The following is a 12885-nucleotide window of genomic DNA, read 5'->3' on the forward strand; positions in this document are numbered from 1 at the left end:
GGCTTGGTGAGCCGTTACCTCACCAACTACCTAATCAGACGCACGCCCATCTTTAAGTGATAAATCTTTAAATGCTATCTGATGCCAGATCACATTCTTATGGGGTATTAATCCAAATTTCTCTGGGCTATTCCCCGCTTAAAGGAAGGTTGCGTACGTGTTCCGCACCCGTTTGCCGGTCGCCACCCAGTATTGCTACCTGTGCTGCCCCTCGACTTGCATGTATTAGGCCTGCCGCTAGCGTTCATCCTGAGCCAGGATCAAACTCTCCATTGTAAAGAAGTTTTGATACTGACTAATTTCTCTCGAAATCAATCGGATCTTTATTAATTATGTTTAGCTGTACATTACCTGTTTGAACCTAAGCATCACTACTTAGATTCGTGCTGTTGTTTCCAATCTTTCAAAGAACTTTTGACCATCTTACATGATCATTGCTGATGTGTGAGATCCGATCTCTGTGGCTCTTTTGCCAAACATCTTATTCAACTTTTTCTGCAACTTTCGCTTTCCGTTTGTTGCCCCGTTGTTGTTGGGGTTGCAAAGGTAATCAACTTTTGTTTTCTACCAAATCTTTTTAAAGATTTTTTCAAATTTTATTTTTTCATGGTGGCTGATCGCAGAAGCACTGATACCAGGTATTACGGCTGTACCGCCATGATGAAATAAGTGTAGAAATATAGTGTCGGAAAGAGCTTTTGTATGCGTGCTTTCTATCAAAGCGGAGCGCAAAGGTAGGCGGAATTTTTACACTTCCAACTTTTTAACCCGACTATTTTTTATATTTCTCTGTAACCCTTTACTACAAAGGATTACAGAGACAAAGAATTATTGACGATCAAAGCTTATTGGCTGCAGCAACCCATCAGGATATCTTACTTTCATTAAAAACAAACCCTGCGGAGGAACTGCAAAGTCAGCATTTGTACAATCGAGGCTCTCTATCGCTGCCTTAAACTGATCTATAGAAAGCTTACCACGCCCCACTCTCAGCATCGTTCCCACCAGGCCGCGTACCATACCACGCAGGAAACGGTTGGCTGTAACGTTATAGACTATACGTTCTCCATCTACCGTCCAGTACGACTCGGTAATATTGCAGATATAAGTCTTCACCTGTGTATTGCGCTTCGAGAAAGTGGTAAAGTCGCTATAACCCTTAATCACTTCTGCTGCCTCCTGCAATGCAGCGATATCCATCTTATAAGGGAAAAAGTATCCCCTGTCCTTCAGAAAAGGATCTTTGCGGGTATATAAAGTATACTCATAGGAGCGGGCCAATGCGGCAAACCGGCTGTTGGCATCCGGCGGTACCTGGTAGATAGCCCGCAGCACGATATCATCGGGCAAAATGGCGTTGATCTTATACAGGAACTGCGGATGCAGGGGCAATTCTGTATCAAAGTGCAGGAAGTTCTGTTGCGCGTTTACGCCGGCATCAGTTCTGCTGGAGCCAGTGCTCTCCGTCTTTTCCCGGAATAATGTACTCAGCGCGTGGTCTATTTCCGCCTGCACGGTATGTGCATTTTCCTGTACCTGGAAACCGCTGTACTGCGCCCCCTTATATCCAACTTCAATAAAGTACCTGTTCATATGGGGGCGAAAATAAAGAATTACGGACTATCCGGAATGAATTACGGAGTTATAGTCAGATGATCCTGTGATCCATCTTCCTATAACTCCGTAATAATGAAGGTTATATTATTTATGCAACATGGCTTTGAACCGGCCCCTGTAATAATCATCTATTAACAGGGTTTCCAGGGAGCCATATTTCTCGGTATCCACTGTTTTGGAATAGGCCGTATCCAGCAGGCGATAGCGCGTATCATCCGCCGTGAGCAACTGTACCAGGGTTTTCACCTGAACCGTTTGCAGGCAATAGTTGCGGGTTTGTTTCTTAAATACTTCGATCATACTGTTATCCGTTCTGGCAGCTACGAATTTGCGTAACACCTTGCGGAAAGTATCATCATCCATTACATTGGTGCAATCTGAGTTGATCAGGCGTGCATCGGCTTTCTTCTTTTCAGCGGTCGTCATTTCAGGCGCCACTTCTGCTCCCACCGGCGCTCCTGCTGCATCTGCAATTGCCACTTCTTCCTCACTGCGTTTCTTCTTCTTTTTGCTTCTTACCGGTTCTTCTTCTGTAACAGCAATACCATAGCCACTGGAATCGGTGATGATATTTGCCGGGTGCTCTGTATCATCAAAGATCTTTTTCTTCTTCTTTTTGGCGCGTACCGGCGCTTCTTCTGTAGCGGTTACCGGCACTTCCACCACTACCGGCGCAGCAGCTTCCGTAGTAGCAGCTGCTGCTGCAGGAGCTGCATCATCCTGGAATTCTATAAAGTCAGGATCTCCTTCTTTTGCTTTATGTTTCTTTGATCTCTTTTTCACCGGCTCTCCGGCAGGAGCGGCGGTGGTTTCAGCTTCTACAGCAGCTTCGCCGGCGGCGGCTTTACCTTCTTCTGCCAGCACACTGCTCAAAATCGCCTGTTCCTCTTCTGTTAAAGGCTCTCTTTCTCCTTTATTACGCTTCTTCCGGGGTTTCTTCACCTCTGCTTCAGCAGCCACCGGCGCCACTTCCGCAGGAGCTGCTTCTTTTTTCACTTCCGGCTCTGGCTCCGGCTCATTCCTGTCGTCGCCGCCTACCACTACTTTATCCAGCGCAGAAGCAAAAGGATTGCCGGATTTGGCGGGAGCTGTTTTAGCAGGACCGGTTACAATTGCTTTATCGGCAAAAGTAGTTTCCAGGTCTTTCTGCAGGTTGGACATCATTTCCTTTTTGGCCGTGTCCAGCTCCGGCACAATGGAATCTGCGGCGGGAGGCGCTGCTGCCAGTGCCGTTTCGCCGGCATCTGATTTCAGTTCCCGGAAAGTTTGAAGGTTATATAAAGAATAACCGGCTTCGCCGGACTGTTTCAACAGAAAGCCCTGATCACCTTTTGTTATTCTAAGGTTAAACTGTGCTTCCCTGGATTCTTTGTTTGGAAAACCCACCGTAATGGGGGCTGTACCTGTTTCCAGCCGGGGGATAATGATGTAGCCCCTTTCGGTGGAACTCAGCACTTTGCCGTTATGTTTTACATAAAACGGCTGTCCCTTCTCGCTCTGAATATACACGTAGTGGAGTTGTTCCTGCGCCCACAGCCGGCCGCATAGTAACAGACATGCCCATACGAATATTACTGTCCTGTATTTGAGATGCATACTATATATTGGTATAAAACTGTCCTTGTGCAAATATTATTCCAGCACGATCAGCACCTCACCTTTTTCCACGGCGGTGCGCTCTTTTACCTTGATTTCTTTTACGATAGCATCTGAGCCGGCCTTGAATACGTTCTCCATTTTCATGGCTTCCAGGATCAGCACCGGGTCGCCCTTTTTGATGGCCTGACCTGCGGTTACCAGCACTTTCAGTACCAGTCCGGGCATCGGCGCCTTGATGTCATTCACCTTTTTGGTCATCGCATCCTTGATCCCCATGGAGGCCAGCAGCTGGTCGATCGGTTCTTCTATCACCACTTCAAACTGTTGCTGATTTACCTGTAACACCACGGTTTTAGTATCTTTCTCTATCCTCAACACCTGCGCCTGGTAGCTGCGGCCGTCCATTATAACGCTGTAATCGCCGGTAGGCAGCTTCACTGCCGACCAGTCCACTTCCTGGTTATCGCAGGTAAGTTTGGTATCGTTATTAACGGCAAATGTAGATTTACCATTCACTATTGCTTTGATCATAATGCTGTTTTATTGGCCTGTAAGCTCAACAAAAATAGCATTTTTAACCACTTACCTCATATTTGGCCCATTTGTTTAAATTTGACTCTTTTTAATTGGCGCAAGCCGATACATTTGTTTAAAACAGTCTTTTACATGAATCTACATCTGAAGCAATCCCTGATGGGGATGCTGATCGGAGGAATAGCCGGACTCGGGATGAGCACTTCCCTGATGGCCCAATCTGACAAAGCTGCCCAGGAAGACCCCGCACTAAAGATCTACCGCGCATCCGCCACTAAAGTGAACGATCTGGTACACACTAAGCTGGACGTACGTTTCGACTACGCCAAGCGGTACCTCTATGGCAAAGCCTGGATAACCCTCAGGCCGCATTTTTATGCCGCCGACTCCCTCACCCTGGACGCCAAAGGCATGGATATTAAAGAAGTGGCCGTAGTTAAAGCAGGTAAAAGCAGTCCGCTGAAATACAGCTACGACGACCTCCAACTGCACATCGCTTTGGATAAAAGCTACAAAGCCACCGAATCATATATCATCTATATCAGCTATACAGCAAAACCCGATGAACTCAAAGTAAAGGGAAGCGCCGCTATTTCTGATGCCAAAGGACTCTATTTTATCAACCCCGATGGCAAAGATCCCAAAAAGCCCACCCAGATATGGACGCAGGGCGAAACAGAAAGCTCTTCTGCCTGGTTTCCTACTATCGATAAAACCAACCAGAAGTGCACCGAGGAAATCAGCATGACCGTTGAAAAGAAATATGTTACCCTTTCCAATGGTAAACTGGTAAGCCAGAAAAATAATGCCGACGGTACCCGTACAGATACCTGGAAGATGGATCTCCCCCACTCCCCTTACCTGTTTATGATGGCGGTAGGCGAATATGCCATTGTAAAAGATACCTGGCGCGGCAAAGAAGTAAGCTATTATGTGGAAAAGCCTTTTGAGAAATATGCCAGAAACATTTTTGGTAATACGCCTGAAATGCTCACCTTCTACTCTAAAATACTGGGATATGATTATCCCTGGGTGAAATACTCCCAGATCACCGGCCGCGATTACGTTTCCGGTGCTATGGAAAACACCACCGCCACCCTTCACGGGGAGTTTATACAGAAAACGGACCGGGAGCTGCTCGACAATAACAACTACAATGAAGGCGTAATTGCACATGAACTGTTCCACCACTGGTTTGGCGACCTGGCCACCGCGGAGTCGTGGAGCAATCTTACTGTGAATGAATCCTTCGCCGACTACAGCGAATACCTGTGGCTGGAGCACAAATATGGTAAAGACGCTGCAGATGAACACAGCCTGGAAGCAGCACAGTCGTATATGTCGATGGTGCAATACGCCGGCGATAAAGACCTGGTACGCTTCCATTATCACGACAAGGAAGATATGTTTGACCAGATCACCTATCAGAAAGGTGGCCGTATCCTGCATATGCTCCGCAATGCCATAGGAGATTCTGCCTTCTTCAAATCACTGAACGTTTACCTGAAAACAAACGCCTTTAAAGCTACCGAAGCGCATCAGCTGCGTTTGGCCGTAGAAGAAGTAACCGGCAGGGATATGAACTGGTTCTTCAACGAATGGTATTTTGGTAAAGGCTTCCCACAGCTGGATATCAGCTATAAGTATAATGACGCCGCCAACACAGTGACCGTTATATTACAACAGATCCAGAAAGAAGATAAAGTATGGCACATTCCGATGGCCATTGACATCTATGAAGGCGGCAAAGCAAACAGGCATAACATCTTCATGGAACACCGGGTTGATTCCTTCACCTTCTCTTACACGGCTAAACCGGACCTGGTAAATGTAGATGCAGATAAGGTAGTTTTAGCCAAGATAGACGACCACCGGGCGTTCAGCACTTATGCTTATCAATATGCCCATGCGCCTAATTATATGGACCGCCATATTGCTATAGATGAAGCAGCAGATGCACAGGCCACCAACCCTGAAGCAGTGAAACTGTTGCAACTGGCTTTGAAAGATAAATATCACGGCTTAAGAACTTATGCCATCGGAAAGCTGAACATGAGCAATGCAGCTGTGAAAACAGCCGCCCTGCCTATTTTGACGGACCTTGCCAAACAAGATCCCAGCTCCCTGGTACGTGCAGCAGCACTGCTGCAACTGGGTGAACTAAAAGATCCGCAGTACGCCGCCTTGTTTGAAGCAGCAACAAAAGACAAATCCTATGCTGTAGAAGCCGCCGGCCTGGAAGGCTTAGCCACCCTGGATCTGGAAAAAGCATACACCATCGCCAAACAGCTGGAAAGCGACACCAAAGGCAAGCTGGTGAATGCCATTGCGGGTGTATATGCCAGGAAAGGCAACGCTTCAGATGTTACTTTTGTGGCAACAAAATTTGATGAAACCTCCGGCCAGGACAAGCTGAATGCTGCTTTCGACTACCTGGGTTTCTTATCCAAGATCAACAACACCCCTGCTGTAACAAAAGGTGTGGACCAGGTAAAAGCCATGACCGCCCAATTTAATAACTCACAGGTAAGCACCTACATCAGCAACTGGATGCAGGAAATCAGCAAAAGCAAATCGCAGGAAGCCACTGCCGTAACCGGCGCTAACCGCGACGAACTGCTGAAACAGGCGGACTATCTGCGCAAGGCGTCGGAGGAGATCAAAGCGAGTATTAAATAACGCGTGCGCGGATTTTGTCTTTCCCGCTGATTACGCTGATTTTACTGATTTACTTTTTTTGATTTTTAATTGATTTATTTTTTATAACTGATAATGGGAGATAGAAGCCGGACATCGCTTTTATCTCCCATTATCTTTTAATCCTAAAAAAATCAAAAAAAGTAAATCAGTAAAATCAGCGTAATCAGCGGGAAAGACAAAATCCGCGACAATCTACGCTTCAATCTCCACGAGGGCGTTGAGTTGCGGGTCCCAGCGCCAGGGGGTGTTGGCGAGTTTTACGCCTCCGAGCCAGCGGTGCTCGAGCGATATGTAGTCGAGGTAGTTTTCTTCTTCTTCCAGTATTTCCTTTCCCAGGCTGGTGATTTTCAGCATCTGGTCGTGTTCTTCGATGACGCCGGCATTGGCCATGCGATGGATGAGGACGTCGAGCTGGAAGTTGGTGAAGCCGTATATTTCCAGTTCGTTCCAGAAAAGCATGTAGAGGTCGTACCAGCGGTAGCTTCCGAGCACGAGGCGGAGCAGGAAATAGTTTTCAATGGTGTTCAGTCCGGTATTGATATCGGGAAAGCGTTTGAGATGTGCGGTGATGGCTTCGGGCAGGTATTTAAGATTTCCGGCGGGCAGCTTACTGATGGTTTCCAGTGCTTGTGGGGTACTAAGGCACCAGGCGTCCCATACGTCGGCGGCCCAAAGCAGGTCTTCCGGCTGAAGCTGTGTCCGTTGTTCAAATATCTGCGGGAATTCATCCGCGGTGGGGTGATGGTGCAGATCTACCAGGGTGATGGGGGGAAGGATAGTAAGCCGGCTGCTGAGATAGTAAAGGATGAACAGCATATTGATCTGGCAAAACAAATCGTATTCAAACCACAATACGATTTCATCTGCAGCGGAGCCGGAGAGTGCTAATTTCTCCAGCTCCTGTACTACATTGGTATAATAGGTTTGTTTATCTATTCCGTAATGGAATTCGAGATGCTTGGCGCGGCTTTCAAAGAATTCTGTGAGGTCTTTTGTATACTTTACTTTGCCTTCGCACATCATTTCCCGGCACACCACTATCTCTCCCGGCACCTTGCTTTGCCGGAACAAGGCAAGGGTAGCATCTCCATTTAACACATGCAAATATGACATAAAATAGTTTTCATGCTCTTACCAGCTGCCACTGGCGCCACCGCCGCCACCGGAACCTCCTCCGAAGCCGCCGAAGCCGCCACCTCCTCCACCGCCGGACCATCCGCCGCCGCTGCTGCCACTGCCGAAGCCCCCCATACCGCCGATTACCGGCCATATCCATCCGCCCCGTCTGTTATAGGTGGTACCGCCACCTCTGCCTCCACCACCGCCACGGCCGATGATGGAAACAATGATTACAATTACCATGATGATCAGGAAAACGGCTCCCGGGCTGATGCCGGGTTTACTCTGCCGCGGGTCTGCACGGTACTCGCCGGCAGCTGCTTTCTGAATGGCCTCCACGGCGCCGTCGAGGCCCTGGTAGTAGTGTCCTTCACGGAAAGCTGGCTTTATGATCTGTGAAATGATCTGGTTGGCGGTCGCGTCGGGCACTACGCCTTCCATGCCATAGCCTGTTTCAATCCTGATCTTCCTGTCTTCCACTGAAACAAGAATAAGTATACCATTGTTCTTGCCTTTGGTACCTATTCCCCAGTCGCGCAATATTTTTAATGATACCTGACTGATATCGTAGTCACCGATGGACTTGAGTGTAACAATTGCTATTTGCGTGGAGGTGCTGTCGAAATAGGCCACTACTTTTTGTTCGAGGGCATCATCTTCCGTTTTCAGCAACACGCCTGCAAAGTCATTGACTAAAGTGGGAGGATTAGGCCGGGGCGGTATATTCTGGGCATTTGCCAGCAAACCCGCCATCATTAATAATCCCGGTAAAAACCAGCGTAGTATCCTCATTGTATCAAAGCTAAAATCGTTAAAAAGAGTGGCTTTTATTTGCCGAAGACGATATCGTCGGGCAGTTCATTCGCATCATTACCGGCTTCATGCGGGAAAAAGGTACGGAGTGAGGCGCCTATTTCCGCTATACATGCTTCGATGCCATCGATAATACGATTGCTCTGAAAGTGGTCGATTAACAATGCTGCTTCCTTCACCCAGAATTCGTCGCCTACTTTTTCATGTATGCCCTGGTCGCCCAGGATCGCAAACTGCCGGTCTTTGATGGCCACATATACCAAAACGCCGTTGCGCAATTTTGTTTTTCCCATATCGAGTGACACGAAAGCTTCTTTCGCCCTGTCCATAGGATCCACATAGCTGCAATGGCTTTCTACAAACAACCTGATTTCTCCGGAAGTAAGCCGTTCTGCCACCCGGATAGCCTGCACGAGTCTTTCTTTCTCCGTTTCTGAAAAAATCTCTTTTCGTTTAAAAGGGAAAATGCGCATGCTGAATATAATTTTTGGATTGCTGTTCCGGGGGATGCCGGTATTGCACCAGCATCCCGGAGACAGCTTATCTTTTAAGGGTTGTTTTAGAATTTAACCTCGGGAGCATTTTGGGCACCTGCGGCTGCTTCGAAATAACCTTTTTGTTTAAAGCCAGTGATACCGGCTACAATGTTGTTTGGGAAAGTACGAACGGAGCTGTTGTAAGCATTTACCGCTTCGTTGAAATCGTTACGGGCTACGTTAATCCTGTTTTCCGTTCCTTCAAGTTGCGCCTGGAGGTTCTGGAAATTAGCATTTGCTTTCAGGTCGGGGTAGGCTTCAGATACGGCGAGTAAGCGGCCCAGTGCCTGGCTTAACTGTCCTTGTGCAGCCTGGTATTGTTGAATTTTCTCAGGGCTGAGATCATTCACATCTACTTTGATCTGGGTAGCGCTGGCGCGTGCCTGGATCACTTTTTCGAGGGTTTCAGTTTCGAAATTAGCGGCGCCTTTCACTGTGGCCACCAGGTTAGGGATCAGATCAGCACGGCGTTGATAGCTACTTTGTACCACTCCCCATTTATTTTTCACATTTTCGTCTTTAGTAACGAGGCCGTTGTATTTACCACAACCTAACATGACCAACAACGCGAGTACTACAATAACAATAATTCCTGTTTTCATCTGAATTTAAATTTAAGTTTTAAGTGCCGGCAAATGTGCAAAAGGTATTCCCGATTTTACGCTTGCCGGTGTAAGTAGTTTTTTCACCGGTGAACGCTATAAAAAAAGCGGTTAACGCGCGCTTTTCATAACTACACGAAAATATGGAAACTCCCCCACTAAATCGCTATTGGATAAGGAAACGGCTATTTTTTAAAAAAGTTCATTCATCCTTGAAATATTCATCATAAAACAGTATGTTTATATGTACCTTTGTTGAGCGTAAAACATTGAACGTTTTACCGTATGATTTAAGGTGAATGGGGCAGAATGGATACAAAATCGATATCGAAAGTTTCATTGTTTCTAACTCATTTATTATCAATAACTTGGAACTAAGTCTGCTTAAATGAGTGCACAACACATCCATATTCTCTATATTGATGATGAAATACACAATCTGAATGCTTTCAAAGCTTCATTCAGAAGGCTGTACAACGTGGTTACAGCCAATTCTGCAGAAGACGCGGAAAAGCTGCTGGCAGAACAGGAATTTCACATCATTATCTCGGACCAGCGGATGCCAAAGACAACCGGGATAGAGTTTTTTGAATCAATACTGGAAAAGTACCCCGAGCCTATACGTATGCTGCTGACCGGCTATGCCGATATCAACGCGGTAGTAGATGCCATTAACAAAGGACAGGTATATAAATATTTCTCCAAACCCTGGAATGAAGAGGAGTTGAAACACAATATCGAAAAGGCATATGAAGTGTACGCCCTCCGCAAAGAGAATAAAGAGTTAACCGCCAAATTGCTCGATGTAAACCAGAAACTGGAGTTCCTGGTAAGACAGAAACTAATTTCCTGATCATTATTAGAGGCAGTGAAGATAACGAGGCGTTCCTGTAAAATGGGGACAGGCCTGCTTATGCCTTACTTTTCCCTTGCACGCAAGGTGGACTTGATCAGGAGAACACCTGCTCATTCCCTTTGATGTACCGCCACCATGTGAGGTATACGCAAGGTAGTATTGTACTTTTTCCCGCGTGCTTCTTTGTAACAGGGTACTTTCCTTACATCCGGTATAATGGTCGCCCGCTGTTTTGTGACTGCCGGTGTGACCACTGTGACTATGTTTGCCGCTATGAACCGGCGGTTGGCTGATGCCAGCGACCCGTTGAAGCTTCTTACCTGTAGTATTACCAGCAAGGTTCCTTTTCCCGGCAACGTTACATCCAGCTCCATATCCCGGCAGGGCGTGTCCATACCGATCATTACAGTGGCAGTACGGCTACCAATGATGCGCCGTTCCAGGAAACTGACGCGAACGGCAATGGCCTTCACTTCCAGGTGGGTGGCTGTGCCTTCCGGCCGCAGGGTTTGCGCAGGTATGGTTACCACGCCGGCAGGTGAGATCACCGGCTGCTGGCAGAAGAATTGCTCCACGCCGGCATGCCTGTTGAACCGGAAGCCGGTTAACATTTGCAATTGATCCTTTCCTGCTGAGATCAGCGTTTTGTTCAGGCGGTTCACCAATGAGCCATCGCGGTTGATATCCAGGTGGGGAGTGACAGCCTGGCGGATCAATTTTCCTTTCCTGCTGGCGATCCCGAAATCCCGCGATGCATGCCGGGTAGCGGCGGTTTGCCGCACCGTTTCGGGCATGGTGCGGACAAAGTATTGCCCGTTCCTCCGGTAACCGATCAGGTTACCCAGCTTGCCCGTAAAGCTGATTACTCCAACTTGTTTTCCCATAATAGATTATTTTTTTACTGAAAATAAGATAAAAGCTTAGCAGGGTATCCGGTCAGAATTTTGAGATTGACAAACGGGAGAGTATCACGTATTGGATGTTATTCAAACGGGGAGGCATAACGGTTCACTTCTCTCTAAAACGGCATGGACTACCATTCGAAACTATCTAAATCTGTAAATGTTGATTTTCCTTTAACTTGCACCACATTGTGAACTTAATTTCCTAGAATCATGCAAGTTTGGAAAGATTACCAGGCAGAGAACAAAGATCGTTTCCTGGATGAATTACTGGCGCTGTTACGCATTCCTTCTGTGAGTGCGGATTCCCGTCACAATAAAGATACCCAGCAATGTGCGGAAGCGGTAAAAGTACGTTTGGGAGAAGCCGGCGCAGATAAAGTAGAAGTGTGTCAGACTGCTGGTCACCCGATCGTTTATGGCGAAAAGATCATAGATCCTTCCTTACCCACCGTACTGGTATACGGCCACTATGATGTACAGCCTGCAGATCCGCTGGAGCTGTGGCACAGCGGTCCGTTTGAACCCGTAATTAAAGATGGCAATATTTATGCCCGTGGCAGTGCGGACGACAAAGGCCAGTTTTACATGCATGTAAAGGCTTTTGAAACCATGAACAAAACCAACACGATTCCCTGCAACATCAAATTTATGATTGAAGGGGAAGAAGAAGTAGGTTCTGCTAACCTGGGCATCTTCCTGAAAGATAACAAAGAGCGCCTGAAAGCGGATGTCGTATTGATTTCAGATACCTCCATGATCAGCCTGGAAAACCCTTCTATTGATACCGGCCTGCGCGGACTGGCTTATATGGAAGTGGAAGTAACCGGTCCTAACCGCGACCTGCACAGTGGTGTATATGGTGGCGCCGTAGCTAACCCGGCTACTATCCTGGCCAAAATGATTGCTTCCCTGCATGATGAAAATAATCACATCACCATTCCCGGCTTTTATGATAAAGTACAGGACCTGAGTGCAGCAGAAAGGACCGCGCTGAATGCCGCTCCTTTTGATGAAGAAGAATATAAAAAAGATCTGGGTGTAGCGGATGTTTGGGGAGAGAAAGGATTTACCACTATCGAAAGAACCGGTATCCGGCCAACACTGGAAGTAAACGGTATCTGGGGTGGTTATACCGGCGAAGGTTCCAAAACCGTATTGCCATCAAAGGCATTTGCCAAGATTTCCATGCGCCTTGTTCCTAACCAGGACTGGCACGAAATATCGGACCTGTTCACCAAACATATTGAAGCCATTGCACCAAAGAGTGTGAAGGTGAAAGTAACCAAGCATCATGGCGGCAGCCCGTATGTTACGCCAATCGACTCGGTGGCATTTAAGGCAGCGCACAAGGCTATCCATGCTACTTTTGGCAAAGACCCTATCCCGGTGCGCGGTGGCGGTAGTATTCCTATCGTGGCGCTGTTTGAAAAGGAACTGGGGCTGAAAACAGTACTGATGGGCTTTGGACTGGACAGCGACAACCTGCATTCTCCCAACGAGAGGTATGGTTTAGCCAATTATTACAAAGGCATTGAAACCATTCCTTATTTCCACAAATTTTTTGCGGAGATGAGTAAATAGGCCAAACCGGCGGCAGCTCCGGT

Annotated in this window: 11 protein-coding genes and 1 rRNA gene; 3 read left to right on the forward strand and 9 right to left on the reverse strand. The window is 47.3% G+C overall.

Features of this window, described 5'->3' with window-relative positions; all coding sequences use genetic code 11:
• The 4 genes from AB6805_RS30910 to AB6805_RS30925 all read right to left on the reverse strand — a co-directional run.
• Nucleotides 1-276 (reverse strand): 16S ribosomal RNA (locus AB6805_RS30910); the annotation flags it as partial.
• Between the two features lie 552 nt (nt 277-828).
• Nucleotides 829-1593, reverse strand: coding sequence for a tRNA pseudouridine(38-40) synthase TruA (gene truA / locus AB6805_RS30915; RefSeq protein ID WP_370913302.1), 765 nt, complete (start codon nt 1591-1593; stop codon nt 829-831).
• 108 nt (nt 1594-1701) lie between these two features.
• Nucleotides 1702-3213, reverse strand: coding sequence for a DUF4476 domain-containing protein (locus tag AB6805_RS30920; RefSeq protein WP_370913303.1), 1512 nt, complete (start codon nt 3211-3213; stop codon nt 1702-1704).
• Nucleotides 3214-3249: 36 nt separating this feature from the next.
• On the reverse strand, nt 3250-3747 hold the full coding sequence (locus AB6805_RS30925; protein ID WP_370913304.1) for a biotin/lipoyl-containing protein: 498 nt from the start codon (nt 3745-3747) through the stop codon (nt 3250-3252).
• Between the two features lie 135 nt (nt 3748-3882).
• Here AB6805_RS30925 and AB6805_RS30930 point away from each other — a divergent pair, with 135 nt between their 5' ends.
• Complete coding sequence (locus tag AB6805_RS30930; protein WP_370913305.1) at nt 3883-6429, forward strand: M1 family aminopeptidase; 2547 nt, start codon at nt 3883-3885, stop codon at nt 6427-6429.
• Nucleotides 6430-6642: 213 nt separating this feature from the next.
• Here the strand turns inward: AB6805_RS30930 and AB6805_RS30935 are convergent, their stop codons facing one another.
• From AB6805_RS30935 to AB6805_RS30950, 4 genes are all read right to left on the reverse strand, one after another.
• Nucleotides 6643-7563, reverse strand: a complete 921-nt coding sequence (locus AB6805_RS30935) for a hypothetical protein (RefSeq protein WP_370913306.1) — start codon at nt 7561-7563, stop codon at nt 6643-6645.
• Nucleotides 7564-7581: 18 nt separating this feature from the next.
• Nucleotides 7582-8361, reverse strand: coding sequence for a YgcG family protein (locus tag AB6805_RS30940; protein ID WP_370913307.1), 780 nt, complete (start codon nt 8359-8361; stop codon nt 7582-7584).
• A 35-nt stretch (nt 8362-8396) separates the two neighbouring features.
• Nucleotides 8397-8855, reverse strand: a complete 459-nt coding sequence (locus AB6805_RS30945; protein WP_370913308.1) for a TPM domain-containing protein — start codon at nt 8853-8855, stop codon at nt 8397-8399.
• Nucleotides 8856-8941: 86 nt separating this feature from the next.
• Nucleotides 8942-9520, reverse strand: a complete 579-nt coding sequence (locus AB6805_RS30950; protein ID WP_370913310.1) for a LemA family protein — start codon at nt 9518-9520, stop codon at nt 8942-8944.
• A 388-nt stretch (nt 9521-9908) separates the two neighbouring features.
• Between AB6805_RS30950 and AB6805_RS30955 the strand changes: the two genes are divergently transcribed.
• Nucleotides 9909-10373: a response regulator gene (locus AB6805_RS30955; protein ID WP_370913311.1), complete on the forward strand. Its 465-nt coding sequence runs from the start codon at nt 9909-9911 to the stop codon at nt 10371-10373.
• Nucleotides 10374-10486: 113 nt separating this feature from the next.
• Here AB6805_RS30955 and AB6805_RS30960 read toward each other — a convergent pair whose 3' ends face one another.
• Complete coding sequence (locus AB6805_RS30960; RefSeq protein WP_370913312.1) at nt 10487-11260, reverse strand: hypothetical protein; 774 nt, start codon at nt 11258-11260, stop codon at nt 10487-10489.
• Between the two features lie 231 nt (nt 11261-11491).
• Between AB6805_RS30960 and AB6805_RS30965 the strand changes: the two genes are divergently transcribed.
• On the forward strand, nt 11492-12862 hold the full coding sequence (locus AB6805_RS30965; protein WP_370913313.1) for a dipeptidase: 1371 nt from the start codon (nt 11492-11494) through the stop codon (nt 12860-12862).
• Nucleotides 12863-12885: the final 23 nt, after the last annotated feature.

This window comes from Chitinophaga sp. RCC_12 (genome assembly GCF_041360695.1).
Taxonomy (GTDB): domain Bacteria; phylum Bacteroidota; class Bacteroidia; order Chitinophagales; family Chitinophagaceae; genus Chitinophaga.

Coding starts and splice junctions, on each gene's coding strand:
- truA (WP_370913302.1), bottom strand. CDS start 1,593: ATGAACAGGTACTTTATTGAAGTTGGATATAAGGGGGCGCAGTACAGC.
- AB6805_RS30920 (WP_370913303.1), bottom strand. CDS start 3,213: ATGCATCTCAAATACAGGACAGTAATATTCGTATGGGCATGTCTGTTA.
- AB6805_RS30925 (WP_370913304.1), bottom strand. CDS start 3,747: ATGATCAAAGCAATAGTGAATGGTAAATCTACATTTGCCGTTAATAAC.
- AB6805_RS30930 (WP_370913305.1), top strand. CDS start 3,883: ATGAATCTACATCTGAAGCAATCCCTGATGGGGATGCTGATCGGAGGA.
- AB6805_RS30935 (WP_370913306.1), bottom strand. CDS start 7,563: ATGTCATATTTGCATGTGTTAAATGGAGATGCTACCCTTGCCTTGTTC.
- AB6805_RS30940 (WP_370913307.1), bottom strand. CDS start 8,361: ATGAGGATACTACGCTGGTTTTTACCGGGATTATTAATGATGGCGGGT.
- AB6805_RS30945 (WP_370913308.1), bottom strand. CDS start 8,855: ATGCGCATTTTCCCTTTTAAACGAAAAGAGATTTTTTCAGAAACGGAG.
- AB6805_RS30950 (WP_370913310.1), bottom strand. CDS start 9,520: ATGAAAACAGGAATTATTGTTATTGTAGTACTCGCGTTGTTGGTCATG.
- AB6805_RS30955 (WP_370913311.1), top strand. CDS start 9,909: ATGAGTGCACAACACATCCATATTCTCTATATTGATGATGAAATACAC.
- AB6805_RS30960 (WP_370913312.1), bottom strand. CDS start 11,260: ATGGGAAAACAAGTTGGAGTAATCAGCTTTACGGGCAAGCTGGGTAAC.
- AB6805_RS30965 (WP_370913313.1), top strand. CDS start 11,492: ATGCAAGTTTGGAAAGATTACCAGGCAGAGAACAAAGATCGTTTCCTG.